The organism is bacterium (assembly GCA_016124905.1).
Taxonomy (GTDB): domain Bacteria; phylum Pseudomonadota; class Alphaproteobacteria; order Rickettsiales; family RI-342; genus RI-342.
This window is the reverse complement of sequence record WGMV01000029.1, coordinates 22536-44466: the sequence shown is the minus strand read 5'-3', so window position 1 is coordinate 44466 and position 21931 is coordinate 22536. Positions and strand designations below refer to the sequence as shown.

17 protein-coding genes are annotated in these 21931 nt (G+C 59.5%); 8 read left to right on the top strand and 9 right to left on the bottom strand.

From position 1 onward, the window contains the following. Positions 1 to 40: 40 nt before the first annotated feature. From GC177_08190 to GC177_08175, 4 genes are read left to right on the top strand one after another with little or no spacing between them, the layout of a single operon-like run. A complete protein-coding gene (locus GC177_08190; protein MBI1275936.1) occupies positions 41 to 898 on the top strand; it encodes a hypothetical protein in 858 nt (285 codons plus the stop codon). Between the two features lie 14 nt (positions 899 to 912). After that, positions 913 to 2406 (top strand): UbiD family decarboxylase, encoded by a 1494-nt coding sequence (locus GC177_08185; protein ID MBI1275935.1) that lies wholly within the window; start codon positions 913 to 915, stop codon positions 2404 to 2406. Then, positions 2382 to 4382, top strand: coding sequence for a hypothetical protein (locus GC177_08180; GenBank protein ID MBI1275934.1), 2001 nt, complete (start codon positions 2382 to 2384; stop codon positions 4380 to 4382). Before GC177_08185 ends, GC177_08180 begins: the two co-directional genes overlap by 25 nt. A 2-nt stretch (positions 4383 to 4384) precedes the next feature. Then, positions 4385 to 5470 carry a hypothetical protein gene (locus tag GC177_08175; GenBank protein MBI1275933.1) on the top strand — a complete coding sequence of 362 codons (1086 nt, stop codon included), beginning with the start codon at positions 4385 to 4387 and terminating at the stop codon, positions 5468 to 5470. On the opposite strand, the gene GC177_08170 is transcribed toward GC177_08175, so the two are convergent. From GC177_08170 to GC177_08145, 6 genes are read right to left on the bottom strand one after another with little or no spacing between them, the layout of a single operon-like run. Next, positions 5467 to 6372 carry a lauroyl acyltransferase gene (locus tag GC177_08170; GenBank protein ID MBI1275932.1) on the bottom strand — a complete coding sequence of 302 codons (906 nt, stop codon included), beginning with the start codon at positions 6370 to 6372 and terminating at the stop codon, positions 5467 to 5469. The two genes, GC177_08175 and GC177_08170, sit on opposite strands and share 4 nt — an antisense overlap. A 47-nt stretch (positions 6373 to 6419) precedes the next feature. Then, positions 6420 to 7418, bottom strand: a complete 999-nt coding sequence (lpxK, locus tag GC177_08165) for a tetraacyldisaccharide 4'-kinase (protein MBI1275931.1) — start codon at positions 7416 to 7418, stop codon at positions 6420 to 6422. 10 nt (positions 7419 to 7428) lie between these two features. Further along, on the bottom strand, positions 7429 to 8715 hold the full coding sequence (locus tag GC177_08160) for a 3-deoxy-D-manno-octulosonic acid transferase (protein ID MBI1275930.1): 1287 nt from the start codon (positions 8713 to 8715) through the stop codon (positions 7429 to 7431). Continuing rightward, a complete protein-coding gene (locus tag GC177_08155; protein MBI1275929.1) occupies positions 8712 to 9458 on the bottom strand; it encodes a DUF374 domain-containing protein in 747 nt (248 codons plus the stop codon). The genes GC177_08160 and GC177_08155 overlap by 4 nt, the downstream gene beginning before the upstream one ends. After that, complete coding sequence (locus GC177_08150) at positions 9455 to 11203, bottom strand: ATP-binding cassette domain-containing protein (protein ID MBI1275928.1); 1749 nt, start codon at positions 11201 to 11203, stop codon at positions 9455 to 9457. The genes GC177_08155 and GC177_08150 overlap by 4 nt, the downstream gene beginning before the upstream one ends. Beyond that, complete coding sequence (locus tag GC177_08145) at positions 11200 to 12543, bottom strand: TldD/PmbA family protein (protein MBI1275927.1); 1344 nt, start codon at positions 12541 to 12543, stop codon at positions 11200 to 11202. The genes GC177_08150 and GC177_08145 overlap by 4 nt, the downstream gene beginning before the upstream one ends. Before the next feature lie 205 nt (positions 12544 to 12748). Between GC177_08145 and rpsD the strand changes: the two genes are divergently transcribed. Further along, complete coding sequence (gene rpsD, locus GC177_08140; GenBank protein ID MBI1275926.1) at positions 12749 to 13363, top strand: 30S ribosomal protein S4; 615 nt, start codon at positions 12749 to 12751, stop codon at positions 13361 to 13363. A gap of 163 nt (positions 13364 to 13526) precedes the next feature. Here rpsD and GC177_08135 read toward each other — a convergent pair whose 3' ends face one another. Together GC177_08135 and dnaE are read right to left on the bottom strand one after the other, a co-directional pair. Then, positions 13527 to 13949, bottom strand: coding sequence for a hypothetical protein (locus tag GC177_08135; protein MBI1275925.1), 423 nt, complete (start codon positions 13947 to 13949; stop codon positions 13527 to 13529). After that, the gene (gene dnaE, locus GC177_08130) at positions 13946 to 17485 is read right to left on the bottom strand and encodes a DNA polymerase III subunit alpha (GenBank protein MBI1275924.1); all 3540 of its coding nucleotides are present in this window, start codon (positions 17483 to 17485) and stop codon (positions 13946 to 13948) included. The genes GC177_08135 and dnaE overlap by 4 nt, the downstream gene beginning before the upstream one ends. A 36-nt stretch (positions 17486 to 17521) precedes the next feature. Here dnaE and GC177_08125 point away from each other — a divergent pair, with 36 nt between their 5' ends. The 3 genes from GC177_08125 (at position 17522) to GC177_08115 (ending at position 19627) form a co-directional block, all read left to right on the top strand. Beyond that, positions 17522 to 17824, top strand: coding sequence for a hypothetical protein (locus GC177_08125; GenBank protein ID MBI1275923.1), 303 nt, complete (start codon positions 17522 to 17524; stop codon positions 17822 to 17824). A 66-nt stretch (positions 17825 to 17890) separates the two neighbouring features. After that, a complete protein-coding gene (locus tag GC177_08120; GenBank protein ID MBI1275922.1) occupies positions 17891 to 18706 on the top strand; it encodes a hypothetical protein in 816 nt (271 codons plus the stop codon). Between the two features lie 6 nt (positions 18707 to 18712). Continuing rightward, positions 18713 to 19627: a hypothetical protein gene (locus GC177_08115; protein MBI1275921.1), complete on the top strand. Its 915-nt coding sequence runs from the start codon at positions 18713 to 18715 to the stop codon at positions 19625 to 19627. A gap of 4 nt (positions 19628 to 19631) precedes the next feature. Here GC177_08115 and GC177_08110 read toward each other — a convergent pair whose 3' ends face one another. Beyond that, positions 19632 to 21773, bottom strand: coding sequence for a HAMP domain-containing protein (locus GC177_08110; GenBank protein MBI1275920.1), 2142 nt, complete (start codon positions 21771 to 21773; stop codon positions 19632 to 19634). Positions 21774 to 21931 lie beyond the last annotated feature (158 nt).

Genomic DNA, 21931 nt, shown 5'->3' with positions numbered 1-21931 from the left:
CGATAACGGCATCAAGACCGTTCATGGCAGGCAGGAACGCATGACAGGGTTTAAAAGCGGCACGCGTATTTTCATTATTCGCCATGCGGAGTCGGAGGGAAATCTCGACTTGGGCATGTATACACGGCATTCCGACCCCAAAGTGCCGCTCAGCAAACTCGGCCATCAGCAGGCGCTGGCCGCAGGTGACTGGCTGGCGCAGTATTACAAGCAGGCGGGCGAGCCACGCCATGTGCGCATGTATGTGAGCCCCTTTTTGCGCACCGAGCAAACCGCCGCCGAAGTGGCCAAACTCATGGGCATGCGCGATGCGGGCGGCATTCTGGAAAGCATTCAGCAGCATCCATTGCTGAAGGAGCAGGCCTTCGGGCTGTTTGAAGGGCTCAGCGACCTTGAGCAGCAAGCGCGTTACCCCGATGCGTATGAGCGTATCGGAAATTATTACGCGAATGGCGCGAAATTCTATGCGCCGTTTGAGATTGTGGGCGGTGAGAGCCCTTTCAAGGTCTATGAACGCGCCAAACATTTCCTGGGCACGCTCATACGCGACCAGGAACATAACGGGCAGATGGATTTTGTTATCGTCACGCATGGGGTGACGGCCCGCGCGCTGGCCATGGCGCTTGATCGCGACAAGGATGACGACTGGTTTGCCAAGGAGCCAAACCCCGGTAATGCGGACATACGCCTGTTCGTACGCGAGAACGGCCATATGACCGATAAGGGCTATGTGTTTCGCGGCCAGGAGACGGGCAGGAAACCCGCCCAGCCGGAGAGCCCCGATAAACTGCTGCTGGCGGCTTATCAGAAAGTGAAGCCTGTGGCGGCGGATGTTCAGCTGGCGCTGCTGCCAAAAACGGAAGAAGAAACGCGAGCCTTGCCAGCGGCGGCGGCTTAGGCTTTAAGGATGGCATGAGTAAAAGCCATGCCTACGAATCCCTGCGCGATTTCATGGAGCTTCTTGAAAAAGAAGGTGAGCTGAAGCGTGTTTCCACGCCGGTGGATACCCAGCTTGAAATGACGGAAATCCATAAGCGGTTGCTGGAAAGCGGCGGGCCTGCCGTGCTGTTTGAGCATGCCACCCATTTCGGCCAGCCCGCTTCCATGCCGGTGCTGACGAATCTGTTCGGCACCGTGCGGCGGGTGGCGATGGGCATGGGGCGCGAGCCGCATGAGTTGCGCGCTTTAGGAGAAACGCTCGCCTTTCTTCGCCAGCCGGAACCGCCCGGCGGATGGCGCGAAGCCATGGAGATGCTGCCGCTGGCCAAGAGCATTCTGGCGATGAAGCCTAAAGTGGTGAAGAAGGCCGCCTGTCAGGAAGTGGTGCTGACGGGCGATGATATCGACCTCAACAAACTGCCCATCCAAGGCTGCTGGCCGGGTGAGCCCGCGCCGCTCATCACCTGGCCGCTGGTGGTGACCAAGGGGCCGGGCAAGGGCAGCACGGATGGCTATAACCTCGGCATTTACCGCATGCAGCTGGTGGATAAGAAAACCACGCTGATGCGCTGGCTGAAGCATCGCGGCGGGGCGCAGCACCATGCGCGCTGGGGTGAGCAGAAGCGCGAGCCCTTCCCCGCCGCCGTGGTGCTGGGAGCAGACCCCGGGACGATTCTGGCGGCTGTTACGCCGGTGCCGGATACGCTGAGCGAATATCAGTTTGCCGGGCTTTTGCGCGGCAAAAAGGTAGAGCTGGTGCCTTGTAAAACGGTGCCACTGGAAGTGCCCGCAACGGCGGAGATCATCCTGGAAGGCTATGTGAGCCTGGACGATTACCGCGAGGAAGGGCCTTATGGCGACCATACCGGCTATTACAACCAGGTGGAGCTATTCCCGACCTTCACGGTGACGGCGATTACCATGCGCGAAAAGCCGATTTACCTGACGACCTTCACGGGCCGCCCGCCGGATGAACCGAGCGTGCTGGGTGAGGCGCTAAATGAATTGTTCGTGCCGCTCATTACCCAGCAGTTTCCGGAGATTGTGGATTTCTGGCTGCCGCCGGAAGGATGCAGCTACCGGATTGCGGTGGTGAGCATGAAGAAGGCCTATCCCGGCCATGCGCGGCGGGTGATGATGGGCGTGTGGGGGTTTTTGCGGCAGTTCATGTATACGAAATTCGTCATCGTGGTGGATGACGACATCAATGTACGCGACTGGAAGGACGTGATGTGGGCGATCTCCACCCGCGTGGACCCGGCGCGGGACATGATGGTGATGGAGCATACGCCGATCGATTACCTGGATTTCGCCTCACCCGAGCCGAGCCTCGGCTCCAAACTGGGGCTGGATGCTACCAATAAGCTCTACCCCGAGACCAAACGCGAGTGGGGCGCCAAGCTGGCCATGAGCGAGGATGTGGTGAGCCGGGTGGATGCGATGTGGCAAAGCCTTGGGTTGGAATAGAATCGGCCCAGTTCAATCGCTTCCGAGCTGTAACATTTCTGTCATATGGCCCGCTTAATTGTATCGACAACGATATAAAGATAAACAGGGTGATTATGATGGATAATATTGACCAGCAGATTATTGAAATCTTCAGTCGGCATCCGCAAGCGGTTAGCCCGCATTATATTCATGCATCGGATGCCTATTCCAATGCACCCGGTCAAATTGGATCATTTGCCATTATCTGGCTTAAAGAGATGAGTGAGCCCGATAAATCGACCTTGTTGGATTTACTGGAACGCTATCAGCAACAACATGCTGATGAATTTCGTGATACCCATCGCGGAATCCGGAAGGATATTGATGTTTTGGGTCTCTGGTTACGTGCAGATAGAGGGCTGGGACGACAACTTTTATTGATGTCTCACACGCCTGAATTTACTACTGCTGAAAGCATTGAAAAAGACTGGGCAGGTTTTACCGCTAAGCTCACTCCTTATATGAGCCTCATTCCATCCGTTACATCCCATGACGATGGTATGCAGGATGTAAGGCCCATTCCGCATCATGCGAATGTTTCCATCAACATAAGCCACTGGCTGGGCGATGAACATGATATGCCAGATAATATCCTGGCATTTTTTGACTTTCTCAAAACACATCCCGGCACGCTTACCAAACCTGAAGAATTCTTCATGCAGCGGACGGAGGGGCACACACCGGTTCTCACTTATGCGGATGTATTCGGCATTGTACTGGACGGCACATCGCCGTTAGGGGCGGAACTGGTGCAGCGGCTGGATGAGCGCGACCAAGCCGCCCAACTCGCTTTGGCGGAAAGACCGGAATGGAAACTGGAAACACTGTGGGATAGCGGCTTTGATCAAGTGGAAGCACGCTTCGTACAAAAAAACCCGGAAACGGCACCGCTCATAGATGCTATTTTTGCCGGACGCAACAGCAGCTATTATCAGCACCTTGCCAATAATAGCGGGCGCGATTTGCCGCGCGAAAAAATTGAAGGATTTGGCGGCGGCCCTGATGGCTGGCAGGATATTCATGCGGAATTAGGCACCACCCTTGGCAAGACTGCCGCCGACCGGCTGATTCGTGAAGCCGAAACGCCTGCCGCGAAACTGGCCGATATTGTTGGATGGCAGATTACCGGCGGCACAGCGCTTGCCTTGCCTGCGGATGTCATTCAGCAGCATTTCGATGAAACGGAATTGCGGCAGCTGACGCATGCGCGCGTGGTGTACCCGATCATCATGCAGGACGGGCAACCGGGTTATGCCGTTAACGGCTACGGCCCTCAATATGCCGAAGCCCCTGAGGCGATTCAATTATTCGAGCGGCTTCATCCTTATTGTGAGGCGGTTTATAAGCGTGTCAGCCAGCAGCTGCATGATGATATTGACCTGGTGCGAAACATCCCCGAAATCATGGTCACGCGTGAAGCGCAGGAATGGACGGAAGGGTTGCCCACCGGCATGCCTTATGTGAGCCATGCGTTTGTTTCCCAGCTGGATGCCGCCTCTCAAGAAGCGTTCGAGCGGCTTCATGGCGTTCGGGCCGTCTTCTGGGAAGAAGAATTACCGGCGTTGAAGGATGCGCCTTTCGGGGTTACGCCCGAGCAGCTGTTCATCGCCAACCGCACTCACGGAATATTCTGCCACGGCTTGCCTAGCCAGGAGCAATGGGATGAACATCGGAGCGACCTTGGCTGGAGCGCACGTGATCTGGTCAAAAAATACATGGATGCCCCCGATACGCTCCATGTCAGCAGGGAAGCGCATATCGAGCACCTGCGGGAGCACATGCCCTGCCATGTGCTGGCGACCCTCGCCTTGCGGCGTATGGTATCGGAAGATATTGCCGCCATGGATACATTATTACCTGATCTTGCGGGCGCCTATAATGTTGAGATGCTGTTGAACTACCTCAGGGACAACCCTCCACCCGCTGAACCTTCGTTACCGGTTGTGGGGGGCTAGGCATGGCGACGCAGCCCTTACCGCTTGAGCAGGATGATGGGGCGCAGGGGCCGATTGTAACTGAAGATACGGCTTTATACGAACGCCTGAACGACTTGTGGAAGGGGTTTGTCGAATCCCTGTGGGTGTTGCGTGTTTATGGAATGCCGACGTTTTATCTTACGCTGCTGCTGACGGTGTTTATCATCACCGCTAAGCTCGGCGCAGGGGCGCTGGAAGGTTTCACGGATGATTTGATACATGACAGCACGGTGATTTTGGCGCAACAGGCCGAACGAAACCCTCGCCTTGCCCCTATGGCTTCGGACATGAGCGCACGGCAGGTCGTTGCCCTGGTGCAGGAGGCCATGCTGCGCGGGTATGATTTCAACAGCATGCCGTTCAACCATGATTATGACTTCAAGGTGGCGCGGCTTGGCACGCAATTGCGCAGCGACTGGTTCTTGAGCGCGGACCACCAGTTCGTTCGCGATGCATCCATGATGCCGGATCTGGACAATATCATGACAGGCGTGGAGCCTGGCGCGGGCTCATTCCGCAATCAGCAGGTGGAAATGGCCATCGACTATGATGGCGCAATGCAGAGCATACTGAATGACGTGGATTTCGCGGCGGCTCATCCAGACCTTCATGAGGAAGCGTTGCAGCTTGCACCCGGATGGAATGCGTTCATGGCGCGGGGCGAATTGACGGGCTGGGTGATGGTGGCGCGCGCCACGGCCAGATGGTTTGACTTGACGGGCAATTCTCAGGATGCCGAGCTTGCCGGCGCGCTTTCCCTTTCTGCCGATGTGATGGCCGATGCGATGCTGCAGGACGCCGCCGGCACCTGCATGGATGAGGCGTCGCGTTTTCAGCAGCTGCTTCTGACGGCGCTGCAGCGGGACGGGGCGGCCTCCATTCCCGGCAGCCGGGCCGGAGAGTTTGTGATGGGCGTTCCGCCGGAACTGATGCTGTTCACCAATATCGAACGCTATGCGGAAGCCATGGATACGCAAACAAACGCCGCCCGTGAACGGGCCAGTCACATTGTTGATCTGGCACAGGCATGGTGCGAGGGGGTGTATCGGGTCTATAAGCCCGCTTAAGCGGTTTTCCAGCGCTTGTGCAGCCAAAGCCACTGGCCGGGATGTTCGCGTATCCAGCCTTCCATGATGGAATGCAATTGCCCCATCGCATCGGCGGGTGAGGTGCCTTCGGGGAAGAAGATCGGATCGTGGAGTTCGGTGGTGAAATGTACGCCCTTATGCCGTACAGCGCGGAAGGGCACTACCGGCACGTTGTAACGCATGGCCAGCTCCACGGCGGTGGTGGCCGTCATGGCGGGGTGCCCCATGAAGGGGAGCTCCAGGCCGTCGTTAAATTTCTGATCGATCAGCATGCCGACAGACTGTCCGGCCTCCAGCGCCTGCACGATGCCGAGCAGAGCGCGACGGCCCTTTTTGAAGTATTTGTTGGCCGCGCCTTCGGGCGTGCCCGGCATGGGGGTGACTTTCATGTTGGCGCGGCAGGACTGGATGAGGTCATCGGCGGCCTTGTTGTTGGCCGCGCGGTAAATGAGGTTGAGCGCGATGCCATGCAGGTTGGCCACCCAGGTGGCGACTTCCCAGTTGCCGTAATGCCCGGCCACGAAGATGGCGGGCTTGCCGCTTTCACGGACATGATGCAGCACCTCGGGGTTTCTGACCGTGATGCGTTTTGCCAGAACATGACTACCGAGAAAAGGCATTTCCGCGCTCACGCGGCCCAGGTTATCCCATACTTGGGACAGGATGCGGCGGCGCTCTGCCCCGCTGAGCTCGGGCATGACCGTTTTCAGGTTGCGGTTCCCGTTTTTCTGCGCGCCGGTCATCGGCCCCAGCAGGCGCGCCAGAAAACCCATCAGCCAGGAGGCGGCATCCAGCGGAAGCAGGCGAAAGCCGTTCAGCATCAGGCGCAAAAGCCCTGCTTCAAGGACATGTTTTTTGGGGGCGTGTTTGCGTGGTTTCATCTGTTCGGTATCCCGTCCCCTTCTATCGCATGGAATGGGCCGATTGGCTATCTCGGCTTTTTCTGCGGCTGGACAAGCAAGGGAAGAATCAGTTTCTGCACGGCGGCTTCATCCTCGAATTTCAGGCGAATGGGAAGCGTCTGGATATGGCCGTGGAAGCGGGTGGGTATGTTCACCCAGTCCTTTTGCGTGGTGACCAGGTAGGCCGGGACGCTACGGGCGTGGTCGATCAGCTCCTGAATATCCTCGGACTGGTAGAGGTGATGGTCGGGGAAGGCGATGGTCTCGATCACATCGGCCCCGATGGTGCGCATGGTGTCGAAGAATTTTTCCGGGCGGGCAAGGCCGCAGAAGGCGATGACCTTGCAGCCGGTGAGCAGACGCGCGGCGTTGGCGTCCGGCTCGATATGGGCGCGCAGGACGGGGATGTAGGAAGGGACTTTCGCGGCCAGCCCGTGTTTGTCCTCGCCGATCAGGATGGCGGCATCCACCCGTTGCACGGCCTTTTTCAGGGGTTCACGCAGGGGGCCTGCGGGCATGACGTAGCCGTTGCCGAGGCCATAGACGCCGTCCAGCACCAGAAAGCTGAAATTAGGAGAAAGCGTGCTGTTTTGCAGCCCATCATCCATCAGCACCACCCGCGCGCCCGCTTTGGCGGCGGCTTTCACCCCCTGGTAGCGGTTGCGGCTGACGATGGTGGGGGCCACGCCCGCATGCATAAGCGGTTCATCGCCGACATCGGCGGGGCCGTGGGCGGCGATATCCACCCGTACGGGGCCCTTCAAGCGCCCGCCATAGCCGCGCGCCACGACGAAGGGGGAGACGCCCCAGTCCTGCAACAGGCGAAGGATGGCCTGGGTGGTAGGGGTTTTACCCGCGCCGCCCGCCACCACATTGCCGATGCAGATCACCGGAACGGCGCCGATGCGGCGGTGCGAGAGAGCCATGCGCAATTTGCCGATGCCGATATACAGCGCGGCCAGCGGCTGCATGAGCTGCGCCAGCCAGTTATTGGTCTGCCAGAAACGGGGTGTGTGCAAAGGCATAAGGCGCAACCTACGGAAGCGCGACCGGGCTGGCAAGCCATTGCTGCACGTGGCGCATGGTGCGCGCAATGGCGCCGGACTGGCTGCCGGCGCTTTCCAGCGCGGCCTTGCGGCGGGCGACTAGATAGGTTTTGTTCTGGAAGTGGTGAAGCACGGATTCGGCCACGGCGGCGGGCGTTGGCGTGCGTTCCAGCGCACCGCTTTGTTCCAGCGCCAGGGTGATGGAGGCGAAATTATGCATGTCCCACCCGGCGATGACGGGGCAGCCGAGGCGGGCGGGTTCCAGCGGGTTCTGCCCGCCATGCACCACGAGAGAGCCGCCGACAAACGCGAGCTGCGCCAGGCGGTACCACAGGCCGAGTTCGCCCATGGTGTCGGCCAGATAGATTTCCGTTTTGGCAGTGATGGGCTCGCTCTGGCTGCGCTGGGCGAGGTTGAAGCCTGCCTCGCGTAGATCGGCAACCAGCTGATTACCGCGATGGGGATGACGGGGGGCGAGGATCAGCAGGGCGTTTTTAACATGCTGACGGATGAGCGCGTGGGCCTCGGCCAGCTGGGACTCTTCCCCGGCATGGGTGCTGGCGGCCACCCAGACCGAGCGCCTGCCGATCGCGGCGCGGAGGCGCTCCAGCTCGCTTTCGCTGGCGGGCAAGGGCGGCGTGTCCCACTTGATGTTGCCGGTGACGTGAACATCCTCCGCACCCAGAGCGCGGAAGCGATCGCCATCCGGGCCGTCCTGCGCCAGTACCAGGGAGACGTAACGCATCATCGGTTTTGCCAGCGCATGCAGCCTGCCCCACATGGCGTAGGATTTCTCGGACATGCGGCCATTGACGACGGCAACGGGAACGTGCCGCCTGCCCAGCGCCCATAGCCATACCGGCCATAGTTCGGATTCCACCAGCAGGAGCCGCGACGGCTGCCAGTGATTGAGGAAACGGGTGACGGAAGGAAACGTGTCCAGCGGGGCCATGCGGTGCAGCACGCCTTCGGGCAGTTTGCCGGAGACGAACTGGGCGGAGGTTTTGGTGCCCGTGGTGAGCAGGATGGGCAGGCCCGGATGGGTGGCGCGGAGTTCTTTCAACAGGGGCAGCACGGCCTGCGATTCACCCACGCTGGCGGCATGGGCCCAGAGCAGATCGCCCGCCGGACGCGCCAGCCCGCGCGCGTGGCCGAGGCGCTCGGGCAGACGAGTACGGTCCTCCTTGCCGCGGGCCGTGCGCTGGCGAAGCCAGAGCGCCGCGAACGGGTGCAGCAGCGTGGATACCAGGCCATAGGCTGCAAGGGGCAGGCTCATGGGATGTAGTTCCTGCCGGTGGCCTCGTCAGCCATGCGGGTGGCCTCGTTCAAGGCGAGACGAAGTTTTTCGCTGGCGGCCTTATTGTCATCCTCACGCGAGAAACGAAGCGGGGCCGCGCAGGCGAAAACGCCGCGGCTAAAGGGAAAAGGTAATAAAAAGCGGTCCCAGCTCTTCAGCTGGATGCCACGCGAGGTCCCAAACGCAAAGGGCAGCACAGGCTTGCCGGTCAGGCGTGCCAGCACCATCGCGCCATCGGCCACGCTGCCGCGAGGGCCGCGGGGGCCGTCTGGCGTGATGGCCATGCTGTCGCCTTCGGCCAGCAGGCCGATGAGGCTGCGCACAGCCTTTGCGCCACCTTTGCTGGTGGAGCCTTCCACCACGTTCATGCCCAGCTTGTTGGTGACGTTGGCAATGAAAAGGCCATCGCGATGACCGGAAATCAGCACATGCATGGTGTCGTTGTTTCGCCGCCAAGCACAAAACATCATCAGCAACCGCCCGTGCCAGAAAGCACTGATGACGGATTCACCCGGTTTTTGCAGCAGGCGGATGGATTCGGCATCACCGATCCATTCCCAGCGGGAGGTGATGAACACCAAACGGACATAGAGCGCGGCGACCCATTCCAGCAACCACTTTACCGTGCTCCGCCTGAGCAGAAATTTAGGAACGGATTGCAGCAGGATGCGCGTGCGGCTGCGATGTTTGAATTTCTTCTCGCTGCGTGCAGCCGTGTTCATCGCGCGGCACCCTGGCTTTTGTAGAGGCGTGCATATTCGCCGCCCTGTTTCAGCAGCATGTCATGCGTGCCGTGTTCCAGCAGCTTGCCGTCCTTCATCACCATGATTTCGTCGGCATCGGCGATGGTCGAAAGCCGGTGGGCGATGACCAGGGTGGTGCGGCCTTTCATGAGCGTTTTCAACGCGTCCTGCACGGCGGCCTCGGTGGCGGGGTCCAGCGCGGAGGTGGCTTCGTCCAGCACCAGGATGGGGGCGTTTTTCAGCATGGCGCGGGCGATGGCAAGACGTTGACGCTGACCGCCGGAGAGCGTCATGCCGTGCGGGCCGATGCGCGTGGCATAGCCCTGCGCGAGCGCGGATATGAAGTGATGCGCATCGGCGGCTTTGGCGGCGGCCTCGATCTGTTCCGGCGTGGCATCGGGCAGACCATAGGCGATGTTGGCGGCGACCGTATCGTCGAATAAAAGATTTTCCTGCGTCACAAGGGCGATGTTGCCGCGGAGCGATTGAAGCGTGACGTCGCGTACGTCCTGCTTGTCGATGGTGATGGCGCCGCTGCTGACGTCGTAAAAACGCATGAGCAGGTTGGCGAGAGAGGATTTGCCCGCGCCGCTTGTGCCGACCAGTGCCACCGTCTTGCCGCCGGGGATGGTGAGGCTGACATTGTCCAGCGCGGCGGTGCCGTCGGCATAATGAAAGCAGACTCGGTCGAAGGCGATGTTGCCTTTGTTGATCTGCAATTCGCGGGCAGCGGGTTTGTCGGTTATAGAGGGCGGCGTATCCAGGATGAGGAAGACGCGCTCGGCGGCGGCCAGGCCTTCCTGCAGCAGGGTGGTGAAGCCGGTCAAGCTCTTCAGCGGCTTGTAAGCCATGATAAGGGCGGTGATGAAGGAGAAGAAGGCGCCCGGTGTGGTATGGCCTTCCAGCACCTGATGGCCGCCATAGAAAATCACCCCCGCAATCGCCAGACCGGCGAGCATTTCCATCATCGGAGCGGAGGCGCCCTTGACGCGGAAGGATTTGACGTATTGGCCAAACATGGTCTCGATCAGGCCGCCGATGCGATCGGCCTCGGCCGCTTCCTGATTATGCGCCTTGATGATGCGCACGGCCGAGAAGCTTTCCTCGAAACGTGCGGTGAGTTCGCCCTGTCCGCCCTGCATGCTGTGGGAGAGCTTGCGCATGCGCTTGCTCAAGCGGCGCATGGGGTAGAAGGCAAGCGGAAAGACCACCATCGCCACCAGCGAGAGCGTGACATGCTGGTGAAGCATGACGCCGAGGAGAAAGATGAGCGTGACGAATTCCTTGATCATCACGGTCATGATGCTGGCGGCGGATTCACGCAACAGCGTGGTGTCGTAGACCAGGCGGGAGAGAAGCTGGCCGGTGGATTCGCGTGTGAACATGGCCACATCCGCCCTGAGCAGATGGGCATAAAGCTGCTTTTGCATGTTGGAAATCAGGCGCTGCCCAACGGTGCGCAGGCGCGTGGCCTGGCCGTAGGTGGCGAAGGCTTTCACAATGGCAAGGAGGAAGACCGCGCCGGGGATGATCCAGAGCAGAGTCTCGTTCTTTTTGATGAAGACATCGTCCAGCACCGGCTGCATCAGCCAAGCATTGGCGGCGGTGGAGCCCGCCTCCAGCAGCATGCAAATGCCCGCCACCAGCATGATGCGCCATTGCGGCTTCAGGTAATCCCGCCAGATGCGCTTCAACAGCGCGATGGTGGTGTAGGCGGCCGTCATGCCCCGGCTACCATCATGGGAGGCAGGAGAAGCGTCGGGCTATTGGTGGCGTAGTCGAATTTCAGGTCGTTGGCGGCTTCGAGTTTGGCGAAGATGTCGCTCATGTGACCGGCGATGGTCATTTCATGCACGGCGTGGGTGAGCTCGCCATTCTCGATCCAAAAGCCTGCCGCGCCCTGGCTGTAATCCCCGGTGACGGTGTTGATGCCCATGCCGAAGGTTTCGGTGACGTAAAAGCCGGTGGAGATGGCTGCAAGCAGTTCTTTCGGGCTGCGCGTGCCGTTGGCAATGTAGAGGTTGCTGCTGCCGGGGCTGGGAGGTGATGAAAGCCCTCGCCCGGCATGGGCGGTGGAGGTGAGGTCCAGTTGGGCGGCGGTGGCGAGGTCCAGAAACCAGCTTTGCAGCACGCCGTTTTTCACCATCTCGCGTTTTTGGGTGGGCAGGCCTTCGGCATCCGCCATGCGAGAGGAAAGGCCGCGCAGCATGCGCGGGTCGTCGATGATGGTGATGGTATCAGCAAAGATGGCATCGCCCATCCGGTCGCGCAGGAAGCTGGATTTGCGGGCGACCGCCTGGCCGTTGATGGCGCTGGCAAAGGAGGAAAGAAGGCTGCGTGCCACGCGCGGGTCGAACACCACTGGCACGGAGCAGGTCGGCATTTTTTTGCCGCCCAGGCGCTTTAAGGTGCGTTCGGCGGCGGATTTGCCAATGTCGGAAGGTGAAGGAAGGTCGCTCGCCCAGCGGCGCAGGGCATAGTCGTAATCGCGCTGCATGCCGTTTTCATCTTCCGCCAGGACGGAGACGGAAATGCCGGTGCTGGAGCTTGCCACCCGGCTGCGGTAGCCTTCGCTGGTGAGGCGAAGCGTGTGGCTGCGGCTCTGGCTGCAACCGCCACCCTCCGAGTTACTGATACCCTTTATCGCCCGGGCGGCATCCTCGGCCTCGGCAGCCATGTCGCGCATGCGCTCGGGTGAAAGCTCCTCGGGGTCGTTGATCTCGAGGGAGGTGGGGTCGTTATCCTTGGTGAATTCACCCGGTTTGGCCAGACGGGCGTAGGGGTCCTCCGGCGCAAGCTTCGCCATCGTCACGACCTGGGCGGCCAGTTTTTCCAGGTTTTCCTTATCCAGCAGGTTGGTGGAGCTGCTGGCCTGACGCTTGCCGACCAATACACGGAGGCCGACAGCGGCGGATTCCGCCCGCTCCACGCCTTCGAGCTTGCCGAGGCGCCATTTCACCTCGGATTCCAGGCTTTCAGACCAGACAACCTCCACCGCATCCGCCCCATTGGCGCGTGCCTTGCTGATTAGCCATTCTGCTTGTGATTCGGCCTGTTGTTCCACCTGTTTTCCTTGTTTCGCCTTATATTAAGCGCTTGACATAGTGGAGCGCCACGTTAAAAGCAACCCTCCCACGGTGGTCGTGGTGTGGCCTGGCGTGCCGCACCTGCTGGAAAATCCAGATATTTCATCAAGGTTTCTCAGTAACCAGACGTGGCACCGGCAGGCACAAGCCTGTTGTAACATCAACATACCCAAGGAGCCACCCATGACGAAACGCGTCGAATCGAAATATAAAGTATCCCGCCGATATGGCGTCAGCCTTTGGGGCCGCGCCAAGGACCCCGTGAACAAGCGTGATTACGGCCCCGGCCAGCATGGCCCGCTGCGCCGCCGCAAAACGTCCGACTACGGTCTGCAGCTCAAAGAAAAGCAGAAGATGAAGCATTATTACGGCAACATTAGCGAGCGCCAGTTCCGTAACATCTACAAAGAAGCCATGAACCTGAAGGGCGATAACATCGAAAACCTGATCGGGTTGCTGGAAAGCCGCCTGGATGTGGTGGTTTACCGCATGAACCTGGTGCCGACCGTGTTCTCCGCCCGCCAGTTCGTCAACCACGGCCATATCCGCGTGAATGGTAAAAAAGTGAACATCCCGTCTTATCGCGTTCAAGATGGCGACGTGGTGGAGCTGAAAGACAAATCCCGCGAGATCGCCATGGTGATTTCCACCCAGCAAAACCCCGAGCGCAGCGTGCCGGAATACATCACGCTCGACGGTCCGTTCAAAGGTACCTATACCCGCCGCCCGAAACTGGCCGAAGTGCCATACCCGGTGGTGATGGAACCGAACCTGGTTATCGAATATTACAGCCGCTAAGCTTTAGTGCCCGGCCTAACGGCCGGGATCATGCGCCAATTATGGCGCGGGGCCATAGTCCATGCTTCGCGTTGTGGCCCAACTCGCCTCGCTCGTAACAGAGCAAAAGACAAGGGGCCGCCCTCCGTTTTTAGCATTGGGGGGCGGCCTTTTTGTTTTCAGTTTATTCCGGAATTTTCCAGGGCTTTGCCGGTTTTACCACTTCATCCGGCGGGCAATCGCGCGTGCGCGGGTTGTTGTCACAATGTTGCGAGGGTACGACGGCTGGCGGCTGGTTGGGCGAGCAGTCCCAGGCATCGGGGTGGGCATCGCAGAAGGCGGGTGATGGCGGTGTGGTGTAGGTATAGGTGCCGGTCATTGCGCCACGGTTGACGGCATCCAGGTCCGCCTTGGCCTTGGCGCAGGCTTTGGCGTTGATGGCGGCGCCTTCCCTGCCTTCGCAGACCTGCTGCATGCGGTAATAATAATGGCTGCGGGCGGCACGGCGGCTGATGGCGGCATCCTTGTCGAGCCACTGGGACTGGGCAAAGGCCGGGGCGGCGGTCAGCAGAACGGCGATGCAGGAAAGAAGCGGGCGTGTTTTCATAAGGACTCCAGCGAAAGAATATCCGCCGAGGCCTGTAAGTTTTCCATATCAGCCGGGGAGAAGCCATATTGGCCCGGCAGGCGCAGCGTAAGACCGGTGCCGTCCTTCAGCATGAATTTGACCGTGAGATTGCCTTTGCGGGCGGGTTTGGCCTCGGGCAGCATGGTTTTCAGCTCCGCCGCCTTCAGACGGGCGCTGACATCCATCCGCCATTGCATGATGCGGCCGGATTTGCCGTTCTTCTGCTGGTCGGTAATGACATCATCCAGCGGGCGAATGGCCTTGGCGATCAGGCGTGGGCCGTTTTCATCCATCTTGCCTTCGGCCTGGATCCACAGACGCGAACCTTCCTCCAGATCGTTCCAGTATTTGTTGAGGATGTCCTCGTCGAAAACAGAGACCTCGAAACTGCCCTGGGGGTCGGTAATGCCGATGAAGGCGAATTTGCCTTTGTTGGAAAGCTTTACTTTGCGCGACAGCACAATGCCAGCCAGTTGCACGCTCTGGTAAGAGCCATTGAGCAACTCGCCGAAACGGCCGGAGAAGACCACACCCATCTGGCGGCATGCGGGGCCGTAGGATTCCAGCGGGTGGGAGGAGAGATAAAAGCCGATGGCGGTGAATTCGTGCCCGAGTTTTTCGGTGTTGCCCCATTCGGGTACATTCTGCAGCGCCGGTTTGCTGGATACCGCGACATCCGAACTGCCGCCGAAAAGGCTTTGCTGCTGGCTGGTTTTTTCCTCCATCTGATGGCTATGCCAGGCGAGCAGGCCGTCGAGGCTTTCCACCAGCTGGCGGCGGTTGGGATGAAGCTTGTCAAAGGCTCCCGCCTTGATGAGGAATTCCAGGCTGCGTCGGTTGAGGGTTTCGTCATCCAGGCGGCTCAGGAAATCATACATATCCTTGAACGGCCCGCCGCGTTCGCGCTCCTCCACCAGTTTTTCCATGGCGGCCATGCCGACATTCTTGATGGCGCCAAGCGCATAGCGGATGGCATAGCGGTGGGGTTTCTTGCCCTCGCCCTTGTAAGGCTCCACGCTGAAATTGCCACGCGAGGCGTTGATGTCCGGCGGCAGCAGGGTGATGCCCATGCGGGCGGCATCCTGACGGAACACCTGGAGCTTATCGGTATTACCCGCATCGAGCGCCATGAGCGCGGTGAAGAACTGCACCGGATAATTGGCTTTTAAATAGGCTGTCTGGTAGGCGATCAGCGCATAGGCGGCGGCGTGGGATTTGTTGAAACCGTAGCTAGCGAATTTGGCCATGAGGTCGAACACTTCCTCGGCTTTTTCGCGGGGGACGGATTTTTCCAGCGCGCCTTTGACGAAGGTGTCTTTCTGCGCGTCCATCTCCGCCTTGATTTTTTTACCCATCGCGCGACGGAGCAAATCGGCCTGGCCGAGGGAGTAACCGCCCATCACGCGGGCCACTTCCATCACCTGTTCCTGATAGATGAAGACGCCGAATGTTTCCTTCAGGCAGGGCTCCAGCATGGGGTAGAGGTAGTCCGGCTTTTCCTTGCCGTGCTTGCGGTTGACATAGGTCGGGATGTTGTCCATCGGGCCGGGACGGTAGAGCGAGACAAGCGCGATGATGTCTTCCAGACAGTCGGCCTTCAGCTTGCGCAGCGTGTCGCGCATGCCGGCGGACTCGAGCTGGAACACGCCGACCGATTCGCCCTGCCCCAGCATGGAATAGGTTACCTTGTCGCCCTCGGGCAGTTTGAGCAGATCGAGCTCCAGCCCTTCGGTCTCCTTCACCAGGCGCACGGCCCATTGCAGCACGGTGAGGGTTTTCAAACCGAGGAAGTCGAACTTCACCAGGCCCGCCATCTCGGCATATTTCATGGAGAATTGCACCACCGGCATGTCGGAGCGCGGGTCCCGGTACATAGGCACCAGCTCGTGCAGCGGGCGGTCGCCGATCACCACGCCGGCGGCGTGGGTGGAGGCGTGGCGGTAAAGCCCTTCCAGCTTGAGCGCGATGGCCACCATATGCGCCACCTGGCCGTCCTCGCTCATGGCGGAACGGAGCAGCGGCTCCATGTCGATGGCTTCCTGCAGCGTGACGGGGTTGGCCGGGTTGTTGGGCACGAGTTTGCAGATCTTGTCCACCTGGCCGTAGGGCAGTTGCAGCACGCGCCCCACATCGCGCAGCACGGCGCGGGCCTGGAGTTTACCAAAGGTGATGATCTGCGCCACGCGATCGCGGCCATACATGCTTTGCACGTGGGTGATGACCTCGTCGCGGCGGTCCTGACAGAAGTCGACGTCGAAGTCGGGCATGGAGACGCGTTCGGGGTTCAGGAAGCGCTCGAACAGCAGGCCGTAGCGGATGGGATCAAGGTCGGTGATCTGCATGGCCCATGCCACGAGTGAGCCCGCGCCGGAGCCGCGCCCCGGCCCCACGGGAATCTCATGCTCTTTTGCCCAGCGGATGAACTCAGACACGATGAGGAAGTAGCCGGGGAACCGCATTTTCTCGATGGTGCTGAGCTCAAATTCCAGACGCTCGCGGTATTCATCGCCGATGCGTTTTTTCTCTTCCTCGCTCATCTCGGGTTTGAAGACATAGGTGTTCAAACGCCATTCCAGACCTTCACGCGAGACGCGGCGGAACTCTTCTTCCTCGGTGATTTCAGGCGCGCCCTCGGCCTTCTCCTGATATTCCATGAAGCGGGGCAAAATGGGCGCGCGGCTGGGAGACGCATAGCCGCAGCGCATGGCGATGCGCGCGCTGTTAGACAGGGCTTCGGGCATATCCGCAAACAGCTCGGCCATTTCGGCTTGCGACTTTAAGCGGTAATTGGGGTTGGATTTGCGGCGGTCCGCCTCGACAAGGTAGCGGCCTTCGGCGATGCAAAGGAGCGCGTCATGCGCCTCAAACATCGACTCCTCGTCAAAATAACAGAGGTTGGTGGCCACGATGGGGAGGTTATGTTTGGCCGCGAACTCTCGCAGTTTGGGTTCGGTGGCGCGCTCCTCCGGCAGGCCGTGGCGCTGGATCTCGACATAGAGCCGGTCCTTGAACAGGCGGTGAAGCTCAATCAGCGTGTCTTCGGCTTCCTGCTCGCGGCCTTCCAGCAGCAGACGGGCAACGGGGCCTTCCGCCCCGCCGGTGAGGGCGATGATGCCCTCGGCCCGGTGCAGCAGCATGCCAAGATCAATGCAGGGGGCGGGGTCGGCGGCGGGAGAGAGATAGGAATCGCTCACGATGGCCAGCAAGTGACGGTAGCCCTCCTCATTCTGCGCATAGAGCGGCAGCTGCGCATGGCGGCGCGTGGCCATGGCCATGCCGGCGCCCTGTGGCATCAGCACGTTCAACGTGGCGCCGACAATGGGCTGGATGCCGCTATCCTTGGCCAGCTTGCTCCATTCCAGCGCGCCGAAGAGGTTGTTTCGGTCCGCCACGCCGATGGCGGGCATGCGGTGTTTCCTGGCGAACGCGGCCAGCACCTCCGGGCGGAGGGCGCCTTCGGACAGGGAATAAGCCGTGTGGACTCGGAGATGGACAAACGGAAGCATAAACGCCAGAATAGCCATTATTCTGCGCAAGGCAATGGAGGGAGCATGTCAGATTCAACCTTGAGGGACAAGGAACCGGTTTCCCTCAAAAGCACGTTTCGCAATGTGGTGTTTCCCATGCTTCTGGGCGCCTGCATCACAGTGTTTTTCTTCCATTTCGTGCCGGACATGATCGCCGTGCTTTGGAAAGATGTGTCCTTCAAGGATGCATTTGAGAAGTGCTGGGACAAGACCTATACCGGCTACCGCGACCTGCTGAACGGCCGGAGCGATCATTACGGGCTGCTCGGCTGGCCGATTCTGGGCGCCATCATCATGCTTTATATCAATAAAATCTCCAAGCTTTAGTAAGGTCTGTAATCTGGCCGTAACCTTTTATGGGCATGATGTGCTCCTCAATTCAGGGAGCATCGCATGACCGACCAGACGCCCGATACCATGCTGGAAGCCGCCGCGCAGGCGGAGAAGCTCGGTAAAATACGCGAAGGCGTCACCGCCAAAGGCGTTAAATGGCAGGTAGGCGGCGAGGCACTGCCCCTGGCGCAGCTCACCATTCCCAAAGGAGTGACCATCCTGGCCGAACCGGGCCGCATGGTAGAAATGGACAATGATATCGACATGCATGCCAGCCTGGCAGGCAAAGGCCTGGGCGGCGCGTTTAAACGGATGATCGGCGGTGAAGGGCTGGCACTGGTGGCGTTCGACAGCCTGGCCGATGGCCAGGAAGTGGTTATTTCCGCCGCGATTCCCGGCGAAATCATCACACGGGAATTAAAAGCGGGTGAGACGATTCTCTGCCAGCCGGGCGCCTTTATCGCCTGCGAAGACAGCGTGGATGTGAGCTTTGATCGTAAGTTCCGGCCGTTTCGCACCTTAATAAGCGGCGAAGGCCTGCTGATGCAGAAAATCACCGGCCCGGGGCTGGTGATGATGGCCGCGGGTGGCGTGGCGCATGAGCGCGTGCTGCAGCCGGGTGAAAAAATTCGCGTGAGCAGCGGCAAAATCGCCTATTACGACGAGGGGGTTAACCTGTCGGTCGAGGTTGTGGGCAACCTGGCCACCATGGTGTTTGGCGGCGAAGGCTTTACCGTGGCCACCCTGACCAATAACACGGACAAGCCGCTGCATATCTGCACCCAAAGCACCACGGCGCGCGAACTGACGGCCGAGCTGCTGAAATCCGTCGGCGCGCAGATGCAGACATCCAACCTTCTGGAAGCTTTGCGCTAGGCGGCCATGGACCTGCCCTCGCGTTATTTTAACGAAGCCCAGCGCGCCGCAGCCCTGTATGGTATCGCACGGCATGTTCATGCCATCCTGAGCGACGAGATATGGCGGCTGGTGGAAGCGGTGCGAAGCGGCGAAATCGATGCATATCTCTATGATATTCTCTATCAATCCGGCGCGGATGCAGGGGTTAACCAGCCCTATTACCGTTACCTTTACAACAGCCTGCAGGCGCTTATGGGGATTTCGGTGCCCCCCGTGCATGATGAGGCAGGCGACATCATCCGCGCCCATTTCATTGAAGGGCTGGCGCGCCAGGTAACGCCTATCTGCCAGCGAAACCTTCTGGAGCATGTGGATTCAGCCGTTCATCGCATCGGGCAGCGTTTCGGCATGGGCGAGCCTGCCCATGGCAGTGCACGGTTTCGCCTTGAAGTAGGCGCGATACCCGACCCGCAAGGAGGCTTTGACGAAGGCACGATAGGTGTGGATTGCTCACGGGTGGATGCGCTCACCCTTCCTGGAAAGCTTTATGAGGAGCATGAACGCTACAGCGTGCTGGCGTTGCTGCTGCTCATGAGCCTGTGCCGCCAGCTTGGTCGTGATGGTATTTCTCTGGAACATGAGCACGGGGCTTTTGTGCATTTGCAGCCCGGCGATGCGCCACATGCTCTCCTTCATGCCGATCTGGACATGGATGCGCTGATTCAGCGGCTCGCGCTCGCACAGGATATGCAGATTGAAACATGGCTGGACAATCAGCTTCAAGAAGCCGTCGCGGCCTCGGTGCATTGCACCAACGCCTTTGGCATTCCCGACTGGCTGGAGCGGATAGATCGGGGGGATTGCATCGCCTCTTCCAGCATCATCGGCATGGCGGCGCAGACACAGGCGGATATCGCCGTTACGGACAGGACAGGCTAGGTCTTCAGCCTTCCATAATCTCCTTCAGAAAATGCTGCACTTCCTCACTGAGGCTTGAGGCCTGGCCAGAAAGCGTCTTGGCGGCGGCCAGCACCTGCCTGGTGGAACCATCGGCCTTGTTGCTGGCCTCGTTCACGCGGGTGATGTTGTCGGAAATTTCCTTCACACCCGTGGCAGCGGTCTGCATGTTGCGGGAGATTTCATTGGTGACGGCGGACTGCTCCTCAATGGCGCTGGCAATGCCGATGGAATATTGATTCACCTGCGCGATGGCATCCTTGATGCTGGCCAGAACCTTCACCACCTCGCCCGATACGCCTTGGATACGCTCGATCTGAGCGGCGACATCCTCGGTGGCTTTGGTGGTCTGCTGGGCCAGGTTCTTCACTTCCGATGCCACTACGGCAAAGCCCTTGCCATATTCGCCTGCACGGGCGGATTCGATGGTGGCATTCAGCGCCAGCAGGTTGATCTGGTTGGCGATGTCCTGAATCATCTGCACGATGTCGCCAATGGCCTGGCTGGCCTCGGCCAGCGTTTTGGCGGCGCTGTCGGCGGCGCCGGTGCTGGCAACCGCCTGTTCCACCGCCTGCATGGATTGCGTTACCTGCGAGGCAATCTCACGCACCGAGGCGCTCATTTCCTCTGCCGCGGCGGCTACGGCCTGCACGTTGTTGTTCGCTTCGTCGGAAAGATCGGCGGCGCGACCGCTGCGGCGGGTGGTGGCCTCCACACTGCCTGCCATTTCCTCCGCTGTGCCGCTCAACTGCTCAGCCGCGCTGGACACGGTGCCGATGGCCTCCTCCGCCTTGCGCTGGAAGTCCTGAATAGCTTCTTCCACACGACGCTGCCGTTTTTCCCTGCGGGTGGATTCATGGCGCTGCTCATCGGCGATCCTGTCGGCATTGATGGCCGTATTGCGGAAGGATTCCAGCGCGCGCGCAATGTCGCCAATTTCGTCCTGACGGTCGAGGTTGGGCACCTCAAAATCCTTTTCCCCCTGTTCCAGGCGACGCATGCAGCCGATCATGTTCACAATCGGCTTGGCAATAAGCCTGCGTGACCAGAAAAAGCCCATGCCGCCGACCAACAGAATGAGCGCGCCGGAGATGACAATCTGCACATCGCGCTGCTTGTTCACATTATGCATGAGCACAGAGGTAGGCAATTCGTATGCCAGCACCAGGTTTGTGCCGTTGAGCCTGATGGCTTTCATGCCACGCCCAACCTGTTTGTCACCGGTGTTGGAAGGCACATCATATTGCGCGACAGGTTCGTCGGATGATGAGGCCATTTCGTAAACGTCGTTATATTTACCTGTTATTTCAAATGGTGTTTTAGCATGGGCTTCGTCCGCATGGAGCACATAGTCGGAACCGAAAACGGTGAACTGACCCTCGTCATTTTTGCTTTTGGCGCCCACCATGCTCACAAAGCGAGCCTCCGGAAACTGAACGGCCACCATGCCGACTGGGTTGCCCGCCGCATCGACAATGGCGATGCCCGTAAAGCCGGAAATCTCCCCGCCGCTGGGAGCGTAGGGCGCAAAATCACTGTAAACTGGTTTTTCGCCGTTTTTTTGCGCCATCGCGTTTTTGTAGAGCCGGCCAAGTGGGGTATCCTTTAATTCGCCTTCGGCAAGGTTGCCGCCAAAATCCGGCTCTTTGTTGATGGAATAGAGGATGTTGCCTTTTGTATCGATCAGGAACAGATCATAATATCCCTTGATTTCGGCTATATGCTTCAAGGCTGCATGGTGCGTTGCATGGGCGGCGCTGTAAGTGCTGCCATCACCCGCATCTGCCAGTTTGCTGCGATCTTTTATCGGGTAGGGGTTATCGTCGCCATAGCGCTTTCTCGCCTCTGCCAGGCTGGATGTCGCCTCAGTGACCAAAAATGCATCCAGTGCCGCGCGAATCTGAGGGGATTCGCCCATGTAAATGACATCCTTGTCAACGCTTTCAAAAAAGCCTTGTACGGTTTCCGTTTTGCGTTCGGCGGTGAATTCCAGTGTTTTTATGGCTTCCTGGCGATAGTCATCCAGGCTTACATAGTATGTGATGACCGATCCCAGTACAGCCGTCATCATGGAGGCCAGGGTTACCATGGCTGGAATAGCGACAGACAGGCGCATGTTCATGGTCATTACCGAAGGCTAGGGTTTTCGAGGTATCTGGGCAGGGCTTAAGCGGCCTGAAACTACCCAGCGATACTTAACAAATGCTTGATTGGCAAAAGAGATTTTTAAGGCGAGTGGCAGCAATTGGCACGCGGCTTGCATTGGTTAGGTTGCAGGAGACGTGT

Excerpts from the sequence above, each read along its gene's own strand:
- GC177_08190 (MBI1275936.1), top strand. The coding sequence starts at position 41 with ATGACAGGGTTTAAAAGCGGCACGCGTATTTTCATTATTCGCCATGCG.
- GC177_08185 (MBI1275935.1), top strand. The coding sequence starts at position 913 with ATGAGTAAAAGCCATGCCTACGAATCCCTGCGCGATTTCATGGAGCTT.
- GC177_08175 (MBI1275933.1), top strand. The coding sequence starts at position 4,385 with ATGGCGACGCAGCCCTTACCGCTTGAGCAGGATGATGGGGCGCAGGGG.
- GC177_08170 (MBI1275932.1), bottom strand. The coding sequence starts at position 6,372 with ATGAAACCACGCAAACACGCCCCCAAAAAACATGTCCTTGAAGCAGGG.
- lpxK (MBI1275931.1), bottom strand. The coding sequence starts at position 7,418 with ATGCCTTTGCACACACCCCGTTTCTGGCAGACCAATAACTGGCTGGCG.
- GC177_08160 (MBI1275930.1), bottom strand. The coding sequence starts at position 8,715 with ATGAGCCTGCCCCTTGCAGCCTATGGCCTGGTATCCACGCTGCTGCAC.
- GC177_08155 (MBI1275929.1), bottom strand. The coding sequence starts at position 9,458 with ATGAACACGGCTGCACGCAGCGAGAAGAAATTCAAACATCGCAGCCGC.
- GC177_08150 (MBI1275928.1), bottom strand. The coding sequence starts at position 11,203 with ATGACGGCCGCCTACACCACCATCGCGCTGTTGAAGCGCATCTGGCGG.
- rpsD (MBI1275926.1), top strand. The coding sequence starts at position 12,749 with ATGACGAAACGCGTCGAATCGAAATATAAAGTATCCCGCCGATATGGC.
- GC177_08135 (MBI1275925.1), bottom strand. The coding sequence starts at position 13,949 with ATGAAAACACGCCCGCTTCTTTCCTGCATCGCCGTTCTGCTGACCGCC.
- GC177_08125 (MBI1275923.1), top strand. The coding sequence starts at position 17,522 with ATGTCAGATTCAACCTTGAGGGACAAGGAACCGGTTTCCCTCAAAAGC.
- GC177_08120 (MBI1275922.1), top strand. The coding sequence starts at position 17,891 with ATGACCGACCAGACGCCCGATACCATGCTGGAAGCCGCCGCGCAGGCG.
- GC177_08115 (MBI1275921.1), top strand. The coding sequence starts at position 18,713 with ATGGACCTGCCCTCGCGTTATTTTAACGAAGCCCAGCGCGCCGCAGCC.
- GC177_08110 (MBI1275920.1), bottom strand. The coding sequence starts at position 21,773 with ATGACCATGAACATGCGCCTGTCTGTCGCTATTCCAGCCATGGTAACC.